Here is a 23,600-nt window from a genome sequence, read left to right as displayed (position 1 = left end):
AACATTTTGCAACGCCTGCGACCTATAAACTTATATTCAAAAACGCATCAAGAGTGGAAGCCGGCGTATGATGCAATCGAACAGGCGATACGCTCATATAGCCTGCAGCCACTGCTTGGTAATCTGTATACACTGGCGATTGACTCTCATAATCTTCACTATGACCCGCAGTGTCTTCTTGCTGTGGTGGGCTTGACTCGCTATTAAGCTGCTGACTCTTTCGCAGGCTCAACCAATACGCATCTCGGCCGCGCGGATCGACGATATGATGTACGGGCTGTTTTATCTGTCTGTACCCTAGGCTTGTGACTTTGCGACCCTTGATATCTTCGGCGCGCTCGACATTTGGAATATTGACGTTTAACACGTGATTGGGTAACTGCTTGATTACCTCCATGATAGAGGTTTCAGTTAGCAGCTTGACGATTTCTGTTGCAGCCATGTCATAGCGACTCGCTTGTTGCTCATCATCACTCATAGTGCCACCGACCAATGAGGTGGCAATCGCTGGCACCCCAAAGACTTGAGCGGTTAATGCAGCACCAAAAGTACCTGAATAAAACACATTCTGCCCTAAGTTATCTCCAGCATTAATACCAGTAATCACACAATCAAAGCGGGTCTCACGGTATAGTTGATTCAAGGCCAAATAAACACAGTCAGCTGGTGAGCCATTCACTGATATAAACCCCGATGCTAGCTTTTGCGCATACAACGGCTGAGAGATATGTAGGGAGCTGGCACTACCGCTATGCTCGGCATTGGGTGCAACGACCACCACTTCACCAACCTTGGACAACGCCTGATATAGTGCCAACAGTCCTGGCGCATACACCCCATCATCATTACTAATCAAAAACTTCATATCAGCTCAATTTATTCATATTCAATTTATTCATGTATAGTCATCTGGTACCAAAAACTGTGGTGCCATAAGTTGGCGATTGATTATACCTGAATAGTGCACAGCCATAAACGCTAGCCAAATCATATTAAAATAAATGCACTGATACAGCGCTGCTGGGATACCTTTTTAAAATACAGTGGCGAAGTCTTTGGAGTACGAAGCGCCCAGCACGCATATCGGAAAAACACTAGGGCGTCACCATTTTTGTTGCTACTTTAGTTACAATAGGCAACAATGCACAACGTATCCATTAAAGTGACGTAACTTACTATCAGTTGCTACCGATATGTTGCTATAAAACGCGCTTAGGTGACAAGACATCTACACATAAATCAATATTTTATGTGACTTTTGTTTTTATTCCAATTACCATAAGACCATCAAATAACGCAAAGCGAGTGTGATACCGAATGAAGACTCAATCGATATTATCTATAGTTCCTATGACCACAAAAACAGTAATAAAAACAGCTTCAAAAATTGGCATTGCCGGACTGATAACCTCCATTGCTATGTTGGGTCAATCGGCTAATGCCGCTAATAATGTCTCAACCATTCCGCTAGACATGTCAGGCATGAATATTACCAAACACGAAATTGCTGTGATGCAAGTTCTGTCTGAAATCTGTCCACCGATGCTCAATGGCAATCAAAAACAGCGTTTTTATAAATCGTATAATGTTCAGCTAAAAGAGTTAATGCCTACCTTGGATGATCCTAAAGCTGCCATTCAGTACTTATCAACGCAGCAAGACTATCGCCAAATCCTACAGAGCATGCGCAGTTGGACACTGAGCTTTTCTAAACAAGACAACAAAGCACTGTGTGAAGACTTGGCTAACGCCAGCTATTAATAATAAAGGCTGTCGAGAGATAGCGATAATAACTTTCAAAAACCGCCAGACGTAATCATAGCAGCCACTTAAACAAACAACTTACTTGTATACCCTTTATAAAAAGCTTGCTGATACCTGCCCTAGAACTTAAGAGCAGCTCAGCAAGCTTTTTTATTACAGGCTTTCATATTTTTTAAATCATTAAATCTATGCGATAGTCATTATAGCTATTGCTGCAGACTGCTTTTTAGATTATTCTTGCCAGCGTTATCAATGTCTTATTTTATATTATTTATACATTTCACCTGAGATAGTATTTTGCTAAGATAAGGCGTTAATTTTATGTCTATCGCCTTAACCGCAGCCGCGCTTGTCAGCGCACTGTCGGTAGCGCGGTAGACGCATTGGGTTTCATGATGTGGTGTAACAGTATATGACAGTAAAGCGTGTAAAAAACCAGCTCGTGCAGTTGGTAGTCGGTGTTAGCGTCTCTTTTGGGGCAGTCATGGCGAATGCTGCCATTCAGCCACCAGAGATGGAAAACACTGCCTATGTATTGATGGATTATAATACCGGTGAGATCTTGGCGCAAAAAAACGCCAACCAGCCCTTACCACCGGCTTCACTGACTAAAATGATGACCAGCTACATCATTGAGCAGCGTCTAAGCTCAGGCGACTTGACCGAAGATGAGCAAGTGCTGATGAGCGAAAACGCATGGTGCCGTGGTAGCAGCAGCCAGTCTTGTATGTATGTACCCGTCAATAAGACGGCAAGCGTCATTGATATGCTACGCGGTATCATTATCCAATCAGGTAATGATGCCTCAAAGGCAATGGCTGAGCATATCGCCGGTAGTGAAGCCTCATTTGCTATATTGATGAACGAGCAAGCCAAAAAGCTTGGCATGGATAATACCCACTTCGTCAACGCAACGGGTATGCCAGATGAAGGCCATCAAGCATCAGCGCTTGATTTGGCCAAACTGGCGCAAGCGATCATCAAAAACAGTGGTGATTACTATGATCTGTATGCCGAAAAAGAATTCACTTACAATGGTATCACTCAAGGCAACCGTAATGCTCTGCTTGCTACAGACCCGACCGTTGATGGGCTAAAAACTGGCCATACCAATGCCGCAGGCTACTGCTTGGTCGCTTCGAGCAACCGCGATGACATGCGTCTAATCTCCGTCATCATGGGCACAGAGAGTCAACAAGCACGCGCTGATCAGTCACGTGAGCTGCTTAACTGGGGTTTTGGACACTTCACTACCGTGACCAAAGCGCCTACAGGTCAGTTCGTGAGTAAACTGCCAGTCTGGTTTGGTGAGGCTGATGAGATAGAGCTGGTAACAGGCGACAATCTACAAATTCTGACCACTAAAACTCAGAAAAATAAAATCACTACCGTCGTCGATATTCCTGATAGCCTAGAAGCACCTATCAAAAAAGGTCAGCAAGTCGGTAAAATGATGGCCGTCATTGATGGTAAAGCGGTCGCATCCGTCCCTATCGTCGCTACCAGCGATGTCGAGCAGTCAGGTTTTGTCAGCCGTATGTGGCAACACGTGGTACGCTGGGCGCAAAACTTGTTTTAATAAAGCCATCTAAAAGATGCTTGTTGATTCAAAAAAGACGCTTACTACTAAGCGTCTTTTTTGAATTTAGCATGATTTACTGATAGCAATATGTTGAGAACAATCATGAAGTCTTTTATTTTTACGTGTCTGTTTGCATTCATACCTGTGCTTGCGGGTTGCCAATCCTTGCAACTTGCAGAAAGCCCCATTCCAGTCACCTCTTATCCTATCGTAGTACAGAACAAGTAATACAGAATAAGTAATACCAAAAAAGCAGGCATCAATTTGATACCTGCTTTTTTGTTGACTGCTTACTTTTAACGATTACCAAACTTAGTCTATAACTATAGTCAATCCTGAATAAAACTAACACGTGTTTGCCATGTGCTGCTTTTAAAGTGTTTTAACCATACTATGATTCTGAACTTGTCGGCTGATGCTTGATAATGGTTTTGGCTAGATGATCACCAAACCAAATAGCAGTATCAATATCACCCTTGCCTGGGGTTTCTTCAGGAGGTGCATCAAGCGATTGAGTCATCAACCCTAAGAAGCTTGATAAACGATTTAAATCTTCTTCACCATGTCCTGTCGGCATAAGCGGCAAACCAATCCAGTTCATACCATGTTGCATGGTATACAAACAAATCTGCTGTAATACGGCAAGCTTATCACCGCTTAGTCCACCAGAATTGGCAAAACCTGCTGCCCACTTCCCTTCCCACTTACGATGATACCAACGCTTGGACGTTTCATCCATAAAGGTCTTAAAGCCAGCCGGCACATTACCCATATAAACTGCACTACCAAATACCAGTAAGTCTGCTTGATCTAAAAACTCCCAATCTACATCATGCACATCGACAGCTTTAGCTTGGGCTGTTGGTAGTTGCTGGCGTGCGCCCGTGACTATGGCTTCGGCGACGCGTTTGGTATGTCCATAGTTACTGTGATAGACAACCGCCATGGATACCGTCGGTTTTTTATCAGTGTTGACAGTAGACTGTGAGGGTTTTGCAGATGTATTCATACAAACTCTAATAATGGTAGTAAATGGACAGTTTAGTGAGCTTTATCGGGCATGCTCGATACTTAAATGCTAGATACTTAAATAATGGACGCATTAGCACGACTGCGTACGATAACAAGTGCCATACGCCCAGTGGCTGATTGCTTTAGATGCGTCTGACGTCTATAAGAGTAATAATGCGCATCACCGTAGCTGCAGTGTTGTGGCACATCAGTAGCTACTTCAACGCCAATATTAGCCAATTGATAGGCTGCAAGCTTTGGTAAGTCCAGCTTTATTTTACTTGTATCTACTTTAGCAGTATTTGAGAGGTTATAAGCTGTCTCAGGTAAAGTGTCAATATCAGTAGCAGCACCATTATTGGAGGCTGGTTCAGCGTCAGACGGTACACAAAAAAGTTGGTCAAAGCGATCTATGTCTGATGCTGAGAGCAATTTATTCTCTATGCAGCCATTCAGTAGTTGGTCACGGACAGCGGCGCCCACTTCATAGTTGTCTTGACTGATACACACCCCTATCCACGCCATAATAGAAGCGGATAAATCAAAACGCGCCGCGGTGGTTTTTATGACACCGCAAGCCAATCCTTGCCAGCCAGCATGAATCGCTGCGATTTGTCCTGTCATCGGTTGGTATAAGACAATTGGCACGCAGTCCGCAGTCATGATGGCAAGCCCAACTCCAGGCTGCTGACTAATCATTGCATCAGCATCCATCGGTCGCATGCCAAGCACTGTGTTATCTAAACCATGGATTTGATTACCATGAACCTGATTGACCCAGTGCAGACTGTTTATAGATCGGCCACTATATGGACAGCTAGACAAGCCACTTTCAGTATCTGATTGTCTGCTTAGTTGCTGATTAATAGCAGCGAGCAGACGCATACGATTGTTAAGTACCTGACTGGCATCGTCATAAACATGCAATCCAAGATTCAGCTCACCATAGCTTGTCTGCCCTGGGTGTAGCATGGTTTGGATTTCTTCTTCAGCAGCCTTTGACGCATCAGCATCCACGAGCAAAGCTGCGGTCTGAAAAACAGTCACGTCATCGATTTGCGCCAATACGTTTATTGGAAGTCTATCCATCATATTTATTTGCTGTCAGGGCTTATTATTAGAATTTATCATTATAGCTTATACCGTTGCCAAAAATTAGAGTAACGCGGAAAACTTGCGCAAGTACTACAGCTAGTAGACTTAGCAAGTTTGACAACGTTAATCTCAACTTTTTGGGTTTGGTATTATTATCGTAGTCGCGCTATTCTGCATAATAGCCGTCACTTAATACCGCCATCAGCTTTTCCATATCTTCGGGGATAGGTGTGGTGACTTCGATATCTTCGCCTGTAGTCGGATGTACAAACCCTAACGCATAGGCATGTAGTGCCTGACGCGGGAAGTTGCTAATCGTTTGGCGCTGCTCTTCTGTGAGACCTGCCCGCAGTTGACGGCGGCCACCATAGACACGATCACCTACTAGCGGGTAACCGATATGGCTCAGATGCACCCGAATCTGATGGGTACGCCCCGTCTCAAGCCCCACATCCAAGCGGCAGTAGTTTTCATTTAATGGCGTAATCTCAAGTAAATGCGTCACTGCATCACGTCCAGCCGTCATTACCGTCATTTTGGTACGTTGGTTGCGATGACGGCCGATAGGTGCATCGATCCTTTGATGGCGCTTGAGACTGGCTTGATCACCTGCGACCACGCACTGATAATGACGATAGACGGATTTATCTTTGAGCTGCGCCATTAAGGCCATTTGCGCAGGTTTGGTTTTACCAATCAGCAATAGCCCTGAAGTATCTTTGTCAATGCGATGTACCAGACCTGCACGCGGCAAATGATACTGCTGCGGATAATGATATAGCAGCGCATTGACCAAGGTACCTGTCTGATTGCCAGCACCAGGATGCACGACCATGCCCACAGGTTTGTTGATGACCAATACATCGTCATCTTCGTAGACGACATCGATAGCGATGTTTTCTGGCTGATCTTCGCTGTGCTGCTGTAACGTCGTCGAAAGCTGCAACACATCACCAGTTTTGACACGGTTTTTCGGCTTTTGAGTGCTGCCATTATTTAATAAGCTACCATCGCCTATCCAGGTTTGCAGCTGTGCACGCGAAAAATCTGTGAAAACCATCGAAGCTAGCTTATCAATACGCTGCCCAGATTCTGTTTCAGTGACGGTATGCGACACATCGATCACTTGCTCTACCGCTTGCCCAGCACTAGGCGCGTCATGATCTTTTTCATAGCCTTCTTCATAATCTTCGGCATCATCGTCGTCATCTAATAAACCGTCATCGAGCAGCTCATCGTCTATAACCTCACCACTCTCATCAAGTGCTAACTCATCTTCAGTCATCATATTTTCATTGATACTTGCATCATTAGCGTCGTCTGCAGGCAACGCTTGCGCGGTTAATTCAGTATCTGACTGCTGTTTTGGTGGTACGTTTGTGCTCATAGCTTTATTTTTCATAGAAGGTTCGTAGGTGACATTATTCATAAGTGAAAAGTCTGTTAAATATCGCCATAGTGTATCATGCCACGCGCTGAAGCCCTACAATTCCTATCATATATCTGCGCGAGATTATTGATGATTGCCTGAGGTTTTTACGTGATAGCAACTAAAAAACGGAGGCGCTTGAAACTCTCTGTAATATAACATTGCCGTAATTTACTGTATATTTATCAGCAATGGCGGGATTTATCATCGCCCATTAAAGTTGCTCATGCTAAACTATTGAAAATTTGTTGCGCTGAGTTTTATAGCAACTATTGTACTTTTATACAATAGTGCGCAAAAAATAGACGAAGCAGACGTTATTCTATAAAGTAGGCAAGGTTTTGCTGTATGCTATGGCACAGCCACGCTCAGTTACGGCAGAGATATTTTCTGCTGCTGTGATAAGTCGTCTTTTACCATCAACCTTGTTATATAGTGTGATAGCGTTATTGTTATTGCACGTTTTGTGTCGGAGAAGAAGTATGCGCCCTGTTGGCAACACGTTTATCAAACTATCATCGGTGACCCTGCTTGCCCTAAGTATCAACTTGGTGGGCTGTCAAACCTTCAAAAACTTGACTGGCAAGGATGACAACGCAGTCGAAACTGCTGAAAAATCCGAACAAGCTTACTATAGTGACGCCATCACTCAGATTGACAAAGGACGCTATACGCAAGCCATTGAAGACTTGAACAGTTTGCGCACCTTTTATCCTACTGGTCAATACGCTGAACAAGCGCTACTTGACATCATGTACGCGCAATACGCCAGTGGCAACTTTGAAACGGCTGCCGCAAGTGCCGATCGATTCATCAGTCTATATCCTTCCAACCCACAAGTCAGCTATGCTTATTACGTACGCGGCGTCGCCAATATGGAAGGCTCGTCTGACGGCTTGAAGATATTTAAGCTCAATCAAGCTGAGCGTGATACGGCCTACTTACGTATCGCCTTCGCCAACTTTCAAGAGCTTATCAATAAATACCCCAATAGCCCTTATGCGCCAGATGCGGCGCAGCGTATGACTTTTATCTATAACCAGTTTGCTCAAAGCGAGCTGACTGCTGCTAACTGGTACATTGAGCGTCAAGCCCATGTCGCTGCCGTCAACCGTGCCAAATGGGTTTTCCAGTACTATCCACTTAGTGAAGCAGTCCCTGAAGCCATTGCTATCTTGGCCTATAGCCATCAACAGCTAGGACTGACCGATTTAGCAAAAGAGTATAAAACGCTACTGCAAATCAACTATCCAAATTGGCTCACCAGTGATGGCCGTGTCAGACTGTCTACCAAAGCTGACCGCTCGTGGTTAAACAAACTAACCTTTGGCCAGCTTGGACGTGCCAGCTTAAAAGATGAATCTATGAGCGCAGGGGATTACACTGGAGCGACCAAAACTCAGATGGTGAGAGGCGCATCTCAGCTGCAACTACCAGCTGACAATATGGCTGCACCTGCTGCGGGTGCTCCTACCCAGCGCCGTGGTATCAATATCGGTCTAGGTCTACCTGAAAGCTCAACCGAGCAAGTTTCTGGTCAAGGAAGTGCGAGCGCGGCAGCAAAAGAAGCCGCTGTTGATCTACCAAATATCAACCCTACTCGCCGCACCGTGCTACCTAATGAAAGTGGCCTCGATCGTATTCGTTTGACACCATCTGATCCAGATGCTGATATGACAGATATGGATGAAACAAACTAAGCGGCTTGGATAAACGAGCAAAAATAATACAAGCACAAACAATAAGGCCAACTATATAATGATAGTTGGCCTTATTTGCCTGTATTTACACCACTCAACTGCTTTTGTGCTATAAATATAAAATCAATAAAATAACTGTCATCTTATTCCGTGGTTAACTGTCTGTACCTATGAGCATCCCTAATCATATTCTCGAACAATTAAACAGCCAAGCTGATCTCATCAGTATCATTGGTCGTCATACCACGCTTAAACGCGCAGGCAGTGAATATAAAGGCTGCTGTCCATTCCATGGTGAAAAGTCACCCTCGTTTTATGTCAATCCACAAAAAAACATCTATCACTGCTTTGGCTGTAGTGTCGGCGGCAATGCCATTAGCTTTTTACGCGATTATGAAAACCTAACTTTTATCGAAGCGGTCAATGAGCTATCAAAGCAAACTGGCATTGAAGTACCAAAGGATGAGCAACGAAACGTTAGCTATCAGCGTACTAAACAAAAACCAGTCAGCAAGCCCGCAGCAGTAAGCACAAAAGTACAGCCCATTACAGCGAGACCTGAGTCCTCAGCAGACATACCACCCGACTATCATAATCAAGGTAATAATGATTATGGTAACCCATATAGCGATATCCATAGCAGTGGTTATGATGACTTACCGCCTCAAGCTCTTTATGATGCTGCTCCTTACGATAATGACGCTTATGCTCAGCCATATTATGATGAAGGTGATAGTAGCTATCCGCCAGCATGGCCGTCAGATACAGACGACGGTGTGGTACTGCATGGCGATAATGGCAACGCTGAGCAAGATGGCAATCTATATGAGTTATTAGAACAAATTCAGCAGTTTTATCAGCATAACTTGACGACACATCCGCATGCCAAGCATTACTTTGTCGCGCGCGGCATTACTGAAGAGATCTTTGAGGCGTTTGGTCTTGGCTATGCGCCCTATGGTTGGCAGCATCTTGAGCATCAGTTTCCGCAGGATATTGAAGGGCTCAAAGCTTTAGGTCTGGTGCGCCAATCAGAGTCTGGACGCGATTATGACCTGCTGCGTGATCGTGTCATCTTCCCGATTCGTGACAATCAGGGCCGCACCATTGGCTTCGGTGGTCGGGCGCTCGATGATGAGGTAAAACCCAAGTACATTAACTCCTCAGATTCACCTGTTTTTCATAAGCAGCACGTCCTGTACGGCTATTATGAATCTCGCCAACAGCGCGCAGACCGCTGGTTGGTCGTAGAAGGCTACATGGATGTCATCGCCTTATACCAAGCAGGTATTTATGGGGCGGTCGCATCGATGGGTACAGCGATTAATGAAAGTCAGATCTCGCGCTTATTAACGCTGAACCCTACATTAACGTTGAGCTTCGATGGCGACAGCGCTGGACAAAAAGCCGCTTGGCGTACGCTTGAAGTTGCCCTGCCTGTGCTGAGTGATGATAAAGAACTGCGGTTTTTGACTCTGCCCAACGGCCATGATCCTGACACCTTTATCAAGGCTAACGGTAGCGAGGCCATGCGCGAGCAAATCACCAACGCCATGCCACTATCACAGTATATTTTTGCCTATCTAAGTGAGCGTCATGATTTGTCTTTGGCAGAAGGCAAAGCCAAGCTGATGTCACAAGTACGCAACCTGACCATGTCATTACCCAAAGGCAGTAGTTTTCGCTATCTGCTCAATAACGACATTTACCAAAAGCTTGGTGGCAGACGCAGCCAAAATGTCGAGGCCAAAGACGCACTGCTAGATTTTGATGGTGACATGACCATCAGTCAGCAATTGCAGCTGTGCTTTTTGTTTCAACCGCGCAGCTTACGAGAAGACCCTATCGAGGATATCTGGCAACGGGCTGGTATTGACCGCATAGACTTGCCCGCTCATATCAAACAAAGAGCAGCGACGGATGCTTTTCGGCCACTCGCTTGGGAAGATCTACAGGATGCGGCACTATTAGATGTGGTCAGTACTATCAAACGCTGTCTTGCGTACTTGCCAGCAGATGTCAACGCCGCTGCGCATTTCATTATGTCCAATGTGCAGCCTATCACTCAAGAAAACCTGAGCCGCAGTTGGAGTGGGTTTTATAAAACATTGACAGCTAGAAACATTTTAAGCCTTGATGAGCTGATTGAAAACTTAGTCATGCAACTGCTGAAGCTACTTATGCAAAAAAAGATGCAAGAGTTGATTAAAAACCCTGACCATATCAAACTGGCTATTGTCAGAAAACAAGCACAGCGCTTAGATGACTGGCTACGCGCCCAGCAAGCCGAGCAATCAGCACAAATGGTGACCGTTCAATCTTAATTTGTATTAATAAAGTGGCAGCCCTTTAAAACATCGCCTATTGCCCCCATTGTTTATGGATATGGCATACATATACTAATAATGAAATATTTAGCCATATAAACCATAACAGTATGGCTGCACTGTGCTCGATAGCTGAGGTCTGTGTTAAACTATGCCGCTGTTTTATATTAGTTGCTATTCTCCAGCAGCTTAGGGCGTGTCCTCATTTTGAAAATGATGATAAAAATGAGATAAATTGAAGTCAAACAAGGAAAATAACGCAGATAATATCGGGATACTAGCCAGTTATTTTACGCCGTTTGGCAAAATTTAGCCATTTTTAGTCCATTTAGATGCAATCGTTCAGGTTGAGGACACGTCCTAGTACGTCCAGAATTTATTGATGATTATATGATCTGTTTTTAAAAGCATTTAGTGTATTTAATAATTTTTTGCTTAGTAACTATTTTATTTATTTAATAATATTTTTATTTCGTAATTTTATTGTAGTTTTTTGAGCCTTTATTCATATCAACTCATTTTCGTTATCATTGACATCCCCTACGCCTTTTTGTGATCAATCGACTGATTGGATCCACGCACCGAGCAAGCGATGGCACGTCATATCACGGAAATGTCCGACGCAAGTAAGTGAGTATTTATGAACGATAAGTCCATTTCTAAGTCCACCTCGCAACTGGCCACCTTAATTCAAATGGGTAAAGAGCAAGGGTATCTTACCTATGCTGAGGTGAATGACCAACTGCCCGAATCCATCACAGAAAGTGATCAGATCGAAGACATCGTCCAGATGTTGACAGACGTCGGTATCAAAATCTTTGAATCAGCGCCTGATGCTGATGACATTTTGATGAACGACGAATCAAGTGACGACGACATGGCAGCGGATGAAGCCGCAGCGGTACTTGCCTCTGTAGAGACTGAGCCTGGTCGTACCACCGACCCTGTGCGTATGTATATGCGTGAAATGGGTACCGTTGATTTGTTGACCCGTGAAGGTGAGATTGTCATTGCCAAGCGTATCGAGGAAGGTATCCGCGATGTGCAGCATGCCATGGCTTATTGGCCAGGTACGGTACAGTTTATTTTAGATGAATATCAGCGTGTATTAGACGGTGAAAAAAAGCTTGCCGATGTCATCACAGGCTTTTTAGATCTTGAAGAAGATACGGACAAAGCCGCTGAAAAAGAAGAGAAAGTTCCTGTCATCAAGCCAAAAGCCAATGCAAAGGCTAAAGACGTTGATGATGAAGACGAAGAAGAAGAAGTCGAAGAGGAAGAAGAAGCTGAAGAAGAAACAGGCGGTATTGATCCTGAAGAAGTGCGTATGCGCCTCGAAGAGATCGAGCATTTATTTATCAAAGCAAAAAAAGCTTTGGCTGAATATGGCCGCGGTAGCGAGCAAGCAAATGAAGCTTATGAGCAACTTGCCAGCCGCTTTATGCTGCTCAAGCTCAACAACCGTATGTCTGATCAAGTAATGGCGATTATGCACGATGTCTATGACGATGTGCGTAAACAAGAGCGTCAAATTATGCGTTTGGTGATTCGCCGTGGTCGTATGCCGCGTTCAGAATTTCGTAAAACCTTCCCAAGCAATGAAACCAATGTTGATTGGCTCACCGAGCGTCTAAAAGGCAAGCCTGCCTTCGCTGAACATTTAGAAAAAGTCATTGATGACATCATCCTCCTACAGCGTAAAATCCTTGATTACGAGCAAAGACTCGACATGGACATTCGTGATATGAAGGACGTCGCTCGCCGTATGGCTGTTGGTGAAGCCAAAGCCCGCCGCGCCAAAAAAGAGATGGTCGAGGCCAACTTACGCCTAGTCATTTCTATCGCCAAAAAGTATACCAACCGTGGTTTACAGTTCTTGGACTTAATCCAAGAAGGTAACATTGGTCTGATGAAAGCGGTCGATAAGTTTGAATATCGCCGTGGTTATAAATTCTCAACCTATGCCACATGGTGGATTCGTCAGGCAATTACCCGCTCTATCGCTGACCAAGCACGTACCATTCGTATTCCAGTACATATGATTGAGACCATTAACAAAATAAACCGCGTCTCACGTCAGCTCTTACAAGAGATGGGACGCGAGCCTACGCCTGAGGAATTGGGCGAACGCTTAGAGATGGACGAAGTCAAAGTGCGTAAAGTACTGAAGATTGCCAAAGAGCCTATCTCTATGGAGACGCCAATCGGTGATGATGAAGACTCGCATCTAGGCGATTTCATCGAAGACGGTACTATCTCAAGCCCTGTGGACGATGCGACGGCAGCTGGTCTGCGCGAAGCGACTCGTGATGTACTTGGCAACTTAACTGAGCGTGAAGCGCGTGTGCTAAAAATGCGTTTCGGTATCGATATGCCAACCGATCATACGCTCGAAGAGGTCGGCAAGCAGTTCGATGTGACGCGTGAACGTATCCGTCAGATCGAGGCAAAAGCGTTGCGTAAGTTACGTCATCCGTCACGTTCTGAGCACCTGCGCTCTTTCCTTGAGAATGACTGATTTATCTAAACGTATATAAACATTCTTAAAATCAAATCAAAAAAGCTGAGCATGTCTCAGCTTTTTTTGTGCCTGAATTATGCTTGTCAGATAGCCATTGCTGATGGTTCTTTGAACATGACTTGCTAATGATGACTGAGTTCGTCTATCATATGGCTCGACTGCTTGAATAATAGCAGCTCGAACTCATTTTATATATATTTCTAAAAAACCTTGTCGGGGTGCTTTGATCTTAGATTTCGTTTATAGACCGTAATTATTTAGTCTATTGAAATCCAAAACCATGGCTGAGAGTTACCCGCGAACCTGATGCAGTTAGCACTGACGTAGGAAACAAGCGTGACATTTTGCAGCACCTCTCTTAAGCATATATTGCTAAGTAACTCTTGCCGGTTTATTCACACAAGCTGGTAAGGCTTTTTTGTGCCTGCTCACTTCTCGTCTCCTACTCTTTGCTTACTTGCACTTTATAACAGTAAGTGAAAACCATGAACTACCAAACACTACGTCACAACTGCCCGTCATGGGATGATTACATTCAGCATGATTTTGTCAAACAGCTGGCCGCTGGCACGCTCGCCTCTGACAGCTTTCGCCACTACCTCGTGCAAGACTACTTATATCTGATTCACTATACCCGCGTGATGGCGTTGAGCGTGTACAAAAGCGACACGTTGGCACAGATGCGTGTGGGTCAAGCAGGTATCAACGCCATGCTCGATATGGAGATTGGCATGTATTTGGACTTCTGTCGCCAATGGGACATACCACTTTCGCAGGTAGAGGGCGCTGCTGAATCTGCCGCAACCATCGCCTATAGCCGCTATATATTAGACGCTGCAATGTCAGGCTCACTGGCTGAGCTGTACGCCGCTATTGCCCCTTGCTTGATGGGCTATGGAGAAATTGGCAAACGCATCAAAGCCGAGGGCTTTATCGCGGGCAATCCTTACCAGCCATGGATTGATGTGTTTTCTAGTGATGAGTTCCAAGCGATTACCGCGCAGAACGAAGCACAGATTGATGCGCTCTTAGCAGAGGCCAGCCCTGCTCAGGCAGACAAGTTCCAACAGCTATTTGACACCGCTGCGCGTATGGAGGTCAACTTTTGGCAGCAAGCGTTGGATCTGTCATAGCCCCTATTTTTTATAAATAAATATCTAACTTAACCCACTACTTAAGGAGAAACACCATGGCAGCATTTGATGAACACGCAAGCGCGTACGACAGCTGGTTTTTTGACAATCAAAACTTACTCACTAGCGAGCTAAAACTGGTCGCGCATTTTTTGGACAAAGATAGTGAGATATTGTCTATCGGCTGCGGTAGTGGCCTGTTTGAGTCGCTACTAGCAAAGGATTACGATATCCATATTACCCATGGTATCGAGCCTTCAAAAGACATGGCAGCAGTCGCTGAGAAGCGCGGATTAAAAGTAGATATCAGCCCTGCCGAAACCTGCGAGATTGCGCCTAATACCTTTGACATCATCATGTTTAACGGCAGTGTCAGCTATATCAGTGACCTGGATATCTGTATAAAAAAGGCATTTGACGCTCTAAAAACTGGCGGCAAGCTCATCCTTATCGATGTCCCAAAAGAAAGCGGCTTTGCCAGTCTGTATAATTTGGCCAGCGCCGTCGATACTTGGGAGCATCCGCTACTTGCGCACATCTCCCCTGCTGACCCCTATCCTATTGAACTGGTGAAATCAGCAAACTGGCGCACCACTGATGAAAAAATCGCCCTGATGCAAGCCAATGGCTTTGTTGATTTTGAGTATGCCCAGACCTTACTGACGCACCCGATGTATGCCAATGACAAAGTCCAAGAAGTCGTCGAAGGCTATGATCGCGGTGACTATGTGGCGGTTTGTGGGTATAAAAGATAAGTCGCTTACTTGTAGTTATCATTGCTCATACTTATCATGCTTTATATTAAACAATAACACGTCGCCATCGTCATCCCAGCACTTGAATAATCACCCAGCTGCCACTATATATAGTGAACAGAGCGACAGGCATTAACAAAGCTATTCATCCAAAGCTTTAGATCCATGAAAGAGCTGAGCAAATCTCAGCTCTTTGACTTTTTTGGTAGTAATGTTAAAGCCCATATTTCAATAAAAAATAAGGATGCCATCATGAGTGATGACCCAAGAGACACCAGCAACCAAAACCACAGCAATCAAGATCAAGCGCCCAAAAGAGATGTCAAAGTCACAGAGCTAGTTGCCAACGACGGTATCTTGAAGGGTAAAAAAACTGATGTGCAGAATCCAGAGCTGTGGGAGTTCCCAATGGACTACCCGATGAGCATCATCGGTCACGAAGGTGAGCATGAGAGTCTGCTCAATGAATTGAAGCTGATTCTTGGTAGTCAGTTTCCAAAGTTTGATTTGGCCTCTATGCAAGTCAAGCCTTCCAAAACAGGCCGCTTTCATTCAGTCCGTGTCAACCTACACTTAACTGCTGTTGAGCAAGTGAACGAGCTGTATGCCGCACTTGAGAGTGCCAAGACGGTACGTATGGTGGTTTAATATAGCGAGTCCAATTTATCTTTAAGCGCAAAATATTGGAAGGTCAATCGCTGACAATATCCTCAATCGTCATCCATATGGGTGGCGATTTTTTTCGGTCTCAGGTACAATCAGCCGCGCTGTAGTCAGCATTATATTGACGGTTAAGGGTCAGTCATTTACCAGATGACAAAACGAGAATTGCAACCCATTTTTTACAAAATATTTTATTATTTTTGCCATTCTCGCCTAACCCTTATACCATCGTCCTTTGCTCAAATCCAAACACCCTTAATCCCTACAACAACATATATCCACTATAAAATCAATATAGCTTTTTCAAAAATTTCCCGCTATATTGTGTCTACTTAACAAAAAACACGCTATATATAGTGCTCAGTGATATTAACCATCACTACGAGTAGATGTCATCTTTTGCCTAAAAAAACCTAGGCTTGCAAGACCATACTGTATAACGTGACAAAAATACTTGCTTGATTTGTCTACGCAAGATAATAACTAGCTATCAACAATAGAGGACAGCATGACACATATCGATAAAATCAAAGTGACCAAACGTGACGGACGATTAGAGCCTATTGATTTAGATAAGATTCATAAGGTAATCGAGTGGGCAGCGGATGGTTTGGATAATGTCTCCGTGTCACAAGTTGAGCTAAAGTCACACATTCAGTTTTACGAAGGCATCAAGACCCGTGACATTCACGAGACCATCATCAAGTCAGCCGCTGACCTCATTTCTGAAGACACGCCTGACTATCAGTATCTGGCTGCGCGTCTGGCCATTTTCCATCTGCGTAAGATTGCCTACAATCGTTTTACCCCGCCGCATCTGTTTGATCATGTGACCAAGCTGACCGAATCAGGCAAATACGATGAGCATATCTTGGCTGACTACAGCCGTGCAGAGTTTGACGAGTTAGAAGCATACATCGACCATTGGCGCGACATGAACCTCGCCTACGCTGCTGTTGAGCAGATGGCTGGTAAATACCTTGTACAGGACCGCGTCAGCAAGACCGTTTATGAGAGCCCACAGTTCTTATACATGCTGGTGGGTATGTGTCTGTTTGCCAACTATGATAAAGCTGAACGCATGAGCTATGTCAAGCGCTTCTATGACGCCACCTCACAGTTCAAGATTTCCTTGCCGACACCTATCATGTCAGGCGTGCGTACACCATCGCGTCAGTTTAGCTCGTGCGTCTTGATCGAATGCGGTGATAGCCTAGACTCTATCAATGCTACCACCAGCGCTATCGTGCGTTATGTGTCACAGCGTGCTGGTATCGGCATCAATGCTGGCCGTATCCGCGCCCTTGGTAGCCCTATCCGTGGCGGTGAAGCGCAGCATACGGGTTGTATCCCCTTTTATAAGCTGTTCCAAACGGCAGTGAAATGCTGCTCACAAGGCGGCGTGCGTGGTGGTGCGGCGACGCTGTTTTACCCACTGTGGCATTTAGAAGTTGAGTCGCTACTGGTACTGAAAAACAACCGCGGCGTCGAAGACAACCGTGTGCGTCACATGGACTACGGCGTACAGTTAAACAAAACCATGTATACGCGTCTGATCAAAGGGCAAGATATCAGCCTGTTCTCACCTTCTGACGTACCTGGCTTGTATGATGCGTTCTTTGAAGATCAAGACACCTTTGAAGAGCTATACACCAAGTACGAAAATGATCCAAGCATTCGTAGCCGTCAAGTACCTGCAGCAGAGCTGTTTAGCCTAATGATGCAAGAGCGTGCCAGCACAGGTCGTATCTATATCCAAAACGTCGACCATTGCAACACCCATAGCCCGTTTGACCCTACAGTTGCACCGATTCGCCAATCAAACCTCTGTATGGAGATTGCGCTACCGACTAAGCCACTCGACAACATCAATGACGAGACAGGCGAGATTGCTCTTTGTACGCTATCAGCGGTCAACTTGGGTAAAATCGACAACGTCAGCGATATCGAAGAGCCAGCCGAGCTCATCGTGCGTGCGCTCGACGCCCTACTCGACTATCAGGACTATCCAGTCAAAGCCGCTGAGAATGGCAGTATGCGTCGCCGTACTCTAGGTGTTGGCGTCATCAACTACGCGTATTACCTCGCCAAGAATGGTGTGCGCTATTCAGACGACAGTGCCCTAGGTCTGACGCATCAAACCTTTGAAGCGCTGCAATTCTATCTCTTAAAGGCCTCAAACAAACTGGCAAAAGAGCAAGGCGCTTGCCCTGCGTTTAACGAGACTACCTACTCACAAGGTATCTTGCCAATCGATACTTATAAGAAAGACTTGGATGCCATCTGCCAAGAGCCGCTGCATTTAGATTGGGAAACGCTACGTGGCGAGATTACCGAGCATGGTCTGCGTAACTCTACCCTAACCGCCTTGATGCCGTCTGAAACTTCTAGTCAGATTGCCAACGCGACCAATGGTATCGAGCCACCACGTGGTCTGGTATCTATCAAAGCGTCAAAAGACGGTATCCTTAAGCAAGTGGTGCCTGAAATTGACAAGCTGCGTGGTCAATACGAGCTACTATGGCAAATGCCAAACAATGACGGTTACCTAAAGCTGGTCGCCATCATGCAGAAGTTCGTCGATCAAAGTATCTCTGCCAATACCAACTATGACCCAACACGTTTTGACGGTCAGCGTGTACCGATGAAGGTATTGCTAAAAGACTTGTTAACTGCTTATAAGCTTGGCGTAAAGACGTTGTACTACCATAACACCCGTGATGGTGCGAATGATGCGCAAGCGGATATGGAAGATGATTGTGCTGGCGGTGCTTGTAAGATTTAGGGTTCGACTATCCAGCTCTCTAATTCAATTTAGAGAGTTGGGTAGATATTTTTATTTAGCAAAAAAAAGGAGGAGAAACAGAAATATATATAGCAGAAAACCACTAAAACCAATCAATAAAGAGGTAAATTAAGTATGGCTAAGAATACAGGCCGTAATACCCGTAAAGGTTCGGTAATAGCTCGAACTCAAATGAAGCATCCTAGTAACCCTAAGCATTCGCTTAAGAGAGACGCTACTACAGGTCAATTTATGAGTGGAATGAAAGGTAGTTATAAAGGAGTAGCACAGGAGGTAGACGACAGAAGAAAATAAAAATGGCACTGATGATAAATCATCAATGCCATCGGAGATACTGAATACGCCAATATTCAATATCAGGAAGTTGAGACTATCGACGTCCACAAGTGATACGGAACAGAATAACTTCGTAGAGTGACGTATTCTAGTTTAAACCGTACCACTTGTCCAAGAAAATCGATGAAGTATTAGTCATCCTTTAAAATAAACTTAGACGAGAGGTAAAAGTATATGGAAACATATCGTGATTTAAATAACGATTCAGGTGTCAGTGCTTATGAAATCAGTAATCACTCAATCACTGTGCGTTTCAAAACAGGTACAGTGTACCTATATAACTATGCATCAACTGGGATCACTGATATCGAAGAGATGAAAAGACTCGCAGAATCTGGAGACGGCTTAAATAGTTATATTGGTAGAAAAGTCAAAGGCAACTACGCTAAAAGACTAGCGTAGATAGTTTGAGCCGTAGGGTGGGTTAGCCAAAGCGTAACCCGCCATAGATTTTTGAAAATGACACAAACGGCGGGTTACATTTTATCCTCATTCTCTACGTGAATTCGGTAAAACTAACCCACCCTACGCCCAAATAGCAATATCGATAAGGGTTGTAGGGTGCGCCCAGCGCACCAAAGATATTGAAGCATGATGGATAGCGGTATCCTGCCAACGACGATGGCTCTCAGAAAATCACAGATTTTCTCTTGCGTCGGGGCAAAGCAGTGCTTTGCTTTTTCCCTCCTCAAGTCTGGGAGTGGTCGCTCGAACGTTGGAACGCTACCAGACACAATAGACTGCACGCCAGCGGCTAGGCAGATACAAGCGGTAGGCGGGATTGGCTACTGAATATCGATACGATTCACTAAAAATACTTTGGCTTTACCGCTATAATTGAAGCACATAGACAGAATAAAAATGACGGAGGTCATAGACTTGCAATATACCGCAATCATCAAAGACGGTGGGTTGTTTATTCCTAACGTATTTTCCGACCTAAATGATGGCGGCTCGCATATCGTACAAGTGGAAATGAACATCGAAGACGTTCGTCAGCAATTAAATGCAAGCGCAGCACCTAACACAGCAGAGCCCAAAAAAACAGTCGCAAAAAAACAACTAAAGAAACAGCCCAAAGCACAAGCGTCAAAAGAACCACAAGACCAGAATGTGGGTACACTGCGTAAGAGCACTGTCGATGAATTGGCCGCATTGGATGATACGGAGCTAAGCGAAATATTCAAAGCCTATCTCAATGATGGATTCAATGATAAAGAAACACCGACACAGATATCTTTGGAGAATCTGTAACACACAGTCTATAAGATAGCGCCTATACGCAGTTTTGCTTAGATATTAGAGCCCTATTCCAAACTTAAATTAACCACCAAAAAACTTATAAAGGTAGAACAATGACTTATTCAGTTTTTTCTCAAAACCCAAATGACGCGCTAAAAGAGCCGATGTTCTTTGGTCAGCCCGTCAACGTCGCCCGCTATGACCAACAAAAGCACCCTATCTTTGAGCAACTGATTGAAAAGCAGTTATCGTTCTTTTGGCGTCCAGAAGAAGTCGATGTCTCACGCGACCGTATCGACTACGGTAACCTGTCCTCGCATGAGCAGCATATCTTTATCAGTAACCTAAAATACCAGACCCTACTCGACTCTATCCAAGGTCGTAGCCCAAACGTAGTGCTATTGCCGCTGGTGTCTATCCCTGAGCTGGAGACGTGGATTGAGACGTGGACATTTTCTGAGACCATTCACTCGCGCAGCTATACCCATATCATTCGTAATATCGTCAATGACCCAGGTATCGTCTTTGATGACATCATGCAAAACGAGCACATCCTAGAGCGTGCTTCTGATATTGCAAAATACTACGACGACTTATATTACAACTCGCAGCTGTTCAACCTCTATGGCGCGGGCACTCATACAGTCAATGGCAAAGAAGTCACGGTCGATTTAAAGACTCTAAAAAAGCAGCTCTATTTGTGCATCATGGCGGTCAACGTCCTAGAAGCCATTCGCTTTTATGTGTCCTTTGCCTGCTCATTTGCCTTTGCAGAGCGCAAGCTGATGGAAGGTAACGCCAAGATCATTAAGCTGATTGCTCGTGATGAGGCGCTACATTGCACCGGTACACAGCACATGCTCAATCTAATGCGCAATGGCAAAGACGACCCAGAGATGGTAGAGATTGCCAAGGAATGCTACGAAGAAAGCCTAGCGATCTTTACCAGCGCTGCCGAACAAGAAAAAGAATGGGCAAGCTATCTGTTTAAAGATGGCTCGATGATTGGTCTGAATAAAGACATTCTCTGCCAGTATATTGAGTACATCACCAACTTACGTATGGAAGCAGTTGGCTTGCCAGCAGCATTCCCGAACTCGAAGTCCAACCCGATTCCGTGGATCAATACTTGGTTGTCGTCTGACAACGTGCAAGTCGCGCCGCAAGAGACGGAGATCAGCTCGTACTTGGTCGGTCAGATTGACTCTGACTTATCAAACAGCGACTTTGATGACTTTGAGCTATAAGGCTCACGTTATAGAGCGTGAACTGTAATGGGTTTTTGACATTCAATGATGATTAATGACTATTAATCATCATTGATAATCGTTAGTAATTGTCGCATTATTTATAAGGTTAACTGTAAAATAGCAGTACAGGATTGATTATGACTTGGGTAAAAACCAGTAAAAAAAAGTTCTACTTGCATGACGATGAGAGTCTGCTCGATGGGCTGCTGCGTACCGGCCATGACATAGATTATCAGTGCAAAGAAGGCTACTGTGGCAGCTGCCGCGTGCGCTGTATAACCAGCTCTCATCCTGTTGATTATCCTTTCCCGCCGCTAGCGATGATTGAAGAGGATGAGATATTGCCCTGCTGCTGCCGTGTACAGGGTGTGATTCATATCAATCATGAGCCTATTACTGATTGATGCAGTCAGTTTTGAATTGAATCAAGCATAAAAAACCCACCATCTTAAATGTAAGATGGCGGGTTTTTATTCGTCTCGCTTATTGAGAATTACTGAGGCAAGCCTTCATTATCAAACAATTTCATCAGCTCCTCACGCAGACGGTTGCGCTCCTCTTCCGACATCATCGGCGCATCTGGATTGTCCAGATGCGGATCATCGCCTTGACCACCTAGGCGACCATCATGGAAGAGCTCTGGCGTCTCGACGGCTTCTTGGGTTGGACGCTCTTCTAGCAATACTTTGACCTGTCTGTTTTTGCCGTTACGCAATATCTGAGTATTTAGCTCAGTATTTGGCGGCTTACGCGCGACGTATTGGATAAGCGTATTGGCATCCGTCATCTCAACACCATCAATCGTCAAGATAATATCACCCACCTGTAATCCGCTTTTGTCCGCAGGTCCTTGGTTGACCACATTGAGCACTTCCACGCCCGTTGAGGTCTCAAGACGCGTCGGATCTCGTAGCTGTGATTGGATTTCAATACCTAACCAGCCACGGCTGACACGCCCGTCTTTGATCAGCGCATTCATCACCTGCTCGACGATGGCGGTAGGAATCGCAAAGCCGATGCCCATCGAGCCGCCTGAGCGCGAGAATATCACCGTATTAATACCAACCAGCTCGCCACTGGCATCGACCAGCGCACCACCTGAGTTGCCTGGGTTAATGGCAGCATCAGTCTGGATGAAGTCCTCAAACTTATTGACACCCAGTCCAGTACGGCCTGTCGCTGAGATGATACCCTGAGTGACGGTCTGCCCGACCCCAAATGGATTACCAATGGCCAGTGCTAAGTCGCCTACACGGATAGGGTTTTCACGAAAACCTAGTGGCGTCAGTCCCGTCATCTCAACTTTAATCACCGCCAAGTCACTGTCAGGGTCGGTACCAACAACGGTAGCACGGCTCTTACGGCCATCATTAAAAGAAACCGTGATCTCATCAGCCTTTTCGATCACATGCGCATTGGTAACGATGTAACCATCCTCTGAGACGATGACTCCAGAGCCAAGGTTGGTATTGCCATTGCCTTGCGACGGCCCACCGTGGAATTCAAAGAAACGGCGCAACACAGGGTCATCCATATAAGGATGCTCAGCCATTAGCTGTGTCGTATATATATTGACCACCGACTGCGAAGCACGCGCGACCGCATCATGATAAGACGCGATAGGCTCTGGCGCGTCAGATACTGGTTCGGGTAGCTGCTGCTCCACTGGTGTTCTTGGTGGCTCCCATGTCGCCTCTGATGGCGTTTTCATACTCATGAACAGCCAAACAAACCCAGCAATCACTACCAGCAGTAAGACCCAAGGTAACCACTTCCAAAAAGTTGCCTTGTCGTTGGTGTTTGGAGATGACGACATATAAAAAACCTCTATAAATTTGCTACGGACAAACAGTAATAAATGCAGTGGGACGGTTGCTATGACACAATTACTATTAATCAGTTAATAAGCTGCTATTAATCTGTTAACAAGTAATTCAGATACTATCTATTAGTATTAGACAGGCTCACGTCTGTAAATTATAACTG

The 23,600-nt window shown here is 45.0% G+C and carries 19 protein-coding genes and 1 riboswitch; of the genes, 14 read left to right on the top strand and 5 right to left on the bottom strand.

Going from position 1 to position 23,600, the window contains the following annotated elements; all coding sequences use genetic code 11:
* Positions 1-22 precede the first annotated feature (22 nt).
* Complete coding sequence (surE, locus tag JMY01_RS04270; RefSeq protein WP_201574368.1) at positions 23-865, bottom strand: 5'/3'-nucleotidase SurE; 843 nt, start codon at positions 863-865, stop codon at positions 23-25.
* Positions 866-1,350: 485 nt separating this feature from the next.
* Between surE and JMY01_RS04265 the strand changes: the two genes are divergently transcribed.
* Both JMY01_RS04265 and JMY01_RS04260 read left to right on the top strand, forming a co-directional pair.
* Positions 1,351-1,761 carry an MCR_0457 family protein gene (locus JMY01_RS04265; RefSeq protein WP_227677664.1) on the top strand — a complete coding sequence of 137 codons (411 nt, stop codon included), beginning with the start codon at positions 1,351-1,353 and terminating at the stop codon, positions 1,759-1,761.
* Between the two features lie 415 nt (positions 1,762-2,176).
* Entirely contained in the window at positions 2,177-3,343 is a 1,167-nt protein-coding gene (locus JMY01_RS04260; protein WP_201574366.1) for a D-alanyl-D-alanine carboxypeptidase family protein, read from the top strand.
* Between the two features lie 394 nt (positions 3,344-3,737).
* Here the strand turns inward: JMY01_RS04260 and JMY01_RS04255 are convergent, their stop codons facing one another.
* The 3 genes from JMY01_RS04255 to JMY01_RS04245 form a co-directional block, all read right to left on the bottom strand.
* A complete protein-coding gene (locus tag JMY01_RS04255; protein WP_201574365.1) occupies positions 3,738-4,355 on the bottom strand; it encodes a flavodoxin family protein in 618 nt (205 codons plus the stop codon).
* A gap of 77 nt (positions 4,356-4,432) precedes the next feature.
* On the bottom strand, positions 4,433-5,449 hold the full coding sequence (locus JMY01_RS04250) for a polyphenol oxidase family protein (RefSeq protein ID WP_201574364.1): 1,017 nt from the start codon (positions 5,447-5,449) through the stop codon (positions 4,433-4,435).
* 169 nt (positions 5,450-5,618) lie between these two features.
* Positions 5,619-6,737: an RluA family pseudouridine synthase gene (locus JMY01_RS04245; protein WP_374220358.1), complete on the bottom strand. Its 1,119-nt coding sequence runs from the start codon at positions 6,735-6,737 to the stop codon at positions 5,619-5,621.
* 626 nt (positions 6,738-7,363) lie between these two features.
* Between JMY01_RS04245 and JMY01_RS04240 the strand changes: the two genes are divergently transcribed.
* From JMY01_RS04240 to yfaE, 12 genes are all read left to right on the top strand, one after another.
* The gene (locus JMY01_RS04240) at positions 7,364-8,581 is read left to right on the top strand and encodes an outer membrane protein assembly factor BamD (RefSeq protein WP_201574363.1); all 1,218 of its coding nucleotides are present in this window, start codon (positions 7,364-7,366) and stop codon (positions 8,579-8,581) included.
* 170 nt (positions 8,582-8,751) lie between these two features.
* Positions 8,752-10,905 (top strand): DNA primase, encoded by a 2,154-nt coding sequence (locus tag JMY01_RS04235; RefSeq protein ID WP_201574362.1) that lies wholly within the window; start codon positions 8,752-8,754, stop codon positions 10,903-10,905.
* Between the two features lie 643 nt (positions 10,906-11,548).
* Positions 11,549-13,426, top strand: coding sequence for an RNA polymerase sigma factor RpoD (rpoD, locus tag JMY01_RS04230; protein WP_201574361.1), 1,878 nt, complete (start codon positions 11,549-11,551; stop codon positions 13,424-13,426).
* A gap of 207 nt (positions 13,427-13,633) precedes the next feature.
* Positions 13,634-13,776: riboswitch (TPP riboswitch) on the top strand.
* Between the two features lie 138 nt (positions 13,777-13,914).
* A complete protein-coding gene (gene tenA, locus JMY01_RS04225; RefSeq protein WP_201574360.1) occupies positions 13,915-14,562 on the top strand; it encodes a thiaminase II in 648 nt (215 codons plus the stop codon).
* A gap of 56 nt (positions 14,563-14,618) precedes the next feature.
* Positions 14,619-15,317, top strand: a complete 699-nt coding sequence (locus JMY01_RS04220) for a class I SAM-dependent methyltransferase (RefSeq protein WP_201574359.1) — start codon at positions 14,619-14,621, stop codon at positions 15,315-15,317.
* 252 nt (positions 15,318-15,569) lie between these two features.
* A complete protein-coding gene (locus tag JMY01_RS04215; protein ID WP_201574358.1) occupies positions 15,570-15,965 on the top strand; it encodes a YbeD family protein in 396 nt (131 codons plus the stop codon).
* 523 nt (positions 15,966-16,488) lie between these two features.
* A complete protein-coding gene (nrdA, locus tag JMY01_RS04210) occupies positions 16,489-18,765 on the top strand; it encodes a class 1a ribonucleoside-diphosphate reductase subunit alpha (protein ID WP_201574357.1) in 2,277 nt (758 codons plus the stop codon).
* A gap of 531 nt (positions 18,766-19,296) precedes the next feature.
* Complete coding sequence (locus JMY01_RS04205) at positions 19,297-19,524, top strand: hypothetical protein (RefSeq protein WP_201574356.1); 228 nt, start codon at positions 19,297-19,299, stop codon at positions 19,522-19,524.
* Positions 19,525-19,713: 189 nt separating this feature from the next.
* A complete protein-coding gene (locus tag JMY01_RS04200) occupies positions 19,714-19,914 on the top strand; it encodes a hypothetical protein (RefSeq protein ID WP_201574355.1) in 201 nt (66 codons plus the stop codon).
* 69 nt (positions 19,915-19,983) lie between these two features.
* A complete protein-coding gene (locus tag JMY01_RS04195) occupies positions 19,984-20,376 on the top strand; it encodes a hypothetical protein (RefSeq protein WP_227677661.1) in 393 nt (130 codons plus the stop codon).
* A 101-nt stretch (positions 20,377-20,477) separates the two neighbouring features.
* Positions 20,478-21,611, top strand: coding sequence for a class Ia ribonucleoside-diphosphate reductase subunit beta (gene nrdB / locus JMY01_RS04190; protein ID WP_201574354.1), 1,134 nt, complete (start codon positions 20,478-20,480; stop codon positions 21,609-21,611).
* Between the two features lie 140 nt (positions 21,612-21,751).
* Positions 21,752-22,018, top strand: coding sequence for a class I ribonucleotide reductase maintenance protein YfaE (yfaE, locus tag JMY01_RS04185; protein WP_201574353.1), 267 nt, complete (start codon positions 21,752-21,754; stop codon positions 22,016-22,018).
* 89 nt (positions 22,019-22,107) lie between these two features.
* Here the strand turns inward: yfaE and JMY01_RS04180 are convergent, their stop codons facing one another.
* Positions 22,108-23,430, bottom strand: coding sequence for a S1C family serine protease (locus JMY01_RS04180; protein WP_201574352.1), 1,323 nt, complete (start codon positions 23,428-23,430; stop codon positions 22,108-22,110).
* Positions 23,431-23,600: the final 170 nt, after the last annotated feature.

Source organism: Psychrobacter sp. H8-1 (assembly GCF_904846575.1).
GTDB classification, from domain to species: Bacteria; Pseudomonadota; Gammaproteobacteria; order Pseudomonadales; family Moraxellaceae; genus Psychrobacter; species Psychrobacter fulvigenes.
The sequence above is the reverse complement of the archived record's forward strand: the minus strand, read 5'-3'. Positions and strand labels throughout refer to the sequence as shown.

What these genes read in the sequence shown, in the direction of transcription:
- surE (WP_201574368.1), bottom strand. Translation starts at nt 865, where the DNA reads ATGAAGTTTTTGATTAGTAATGATGATGGGGTGTATGCGCCAGGACTG.
- JMY01_RS04265 (WP_227677664.1), top strand. Translation starts at nt 1,351, where the DNA reads ATGACCACAAAAACAGTAATAAAAACAGCTTCAAAAATTGGCATTGCC.
- JMY01_RS04260 (WP_201574366.1), top strand. Translation starts at nt 2,177, where the DNA reads ATGACAGTAAAGCGTGTAAAAAACCAGCTCGTGCAGTTGGTAGTCGGT.
- JMY01_RS04255 (WP_201574365.1), bottom strand. Translation starts at nt 4,355, where the DNA reads ATGAATACATCTGCAAAACCCTCACAGTCTACTGTCAACACTGATAAA.
- JMY01_RS04250 (WP_201574364.1), bottom strand. Translation starts at nt 5,449, where the DNA reads ATGATGGATAGACTTCCAATAAACGTATTGGCGCAAATCGATGACGTG.
- JMY01_RS04245 (WP_374220358.1), bottom strand. Translation starts at nt 6,737, where the DNA reads ATGACTGAAGATGAGTTAGCACTTGATGAGAGTGGTGAGGTTATAGAC.
- JMY01_RS04240 (WP_201574363.1), top strand. Translation starts at nt 7,364, where the DNA reads ATGCGCCCTGTTGGCAACACGTTTATCAAACTATCATCGGTGACCCTG.
- JMY01_RS04235 (WP_201574362.1), top strand. Translation starts at nt 8,752, where the DNA reads ATGAGCATCCCTAATCATATTCTCGAACAATTAAACAGCCAAGCTGAT.
- rpoD (WP_201574361.1), top strand. Translation starts at nt 11,549, where the DNA reads ATGAACGATAAGTCCATTTCTAAGTCCACCTCGCAACTGGCCACCTTA.
- tenA (WP_201574360.1), top strand. Translation starts at nt 13,915, where the DNA reads ATGAACTACCAAACACTACGTCACAACTGCCCGTCATGGGATGATTAC.
- JMY01_RS04220 (WP_201574359.1), top strand. Translation starts at nt 14,619, where the DNA reads ATGGCAGCATTTGATGAACACGCAAGCGCGTACGACAGCTGGTTTTTT.
- JMY01_RS04215 (WP_201574358.1), top strand. Translation starts at nt 15,570, where the DNA reads ATGAGTGATGACCCAAGAGACACCAGCAACCAAAACCACAGCAATCAA.
- nrdA (WP_201574357.1), top strand. Translation starts at nt 16,489, where the DNA reads ATGACACATATCGATAAAATCAAAGTGACCAAACGTGACGGACGATTA.
- JMY01_RS04205 (WP_201574356.1), top strand. Translation starts at nt 19,297, where the DNA reads ATGGAAACATATCGTGATTTAAATAACGATTCAGGTGTCAGTGCTTAT.
- JMY01_RS04200 (WP_201574355.1), top strand. Translation starts at nt 19,714, where the DNA reads ATGATGGATAGCGGTATCCTGCCAACGACGATGGCTCTCAGAAAATCA.
- JMY01_RS04195 (WP_227677661.1), top strand. Translation starts at nt 19,984, where the DNA reads ATGACGGAGGTCATAGACTTGCAATATACCGCAATCATCAAAGACGGT.
- nrdB (WP_201574354.1), top strand. Translation starts at nt 20,478, where the DNA reads ATGACTTATTCAGTTTTTTCTCAAAACCCAAATGACGCGCTAAAAGAG.
- yfaE (WP_201574353.1), top strand. Translation starts at nt 21,752, where the DNA reads ATGACTTGGGTAAAAACCAGTAAAAAAAAGTTCTACTTGCATGACGAT.
- JMY01_RS04180 (WP_201574352.1), bottom strand. Translation starts at nt 23,430, where the DNA reads ATGTCGTCATCTCCAAACACCAACGACAAGGCAACTTTTTGGAAGTGG.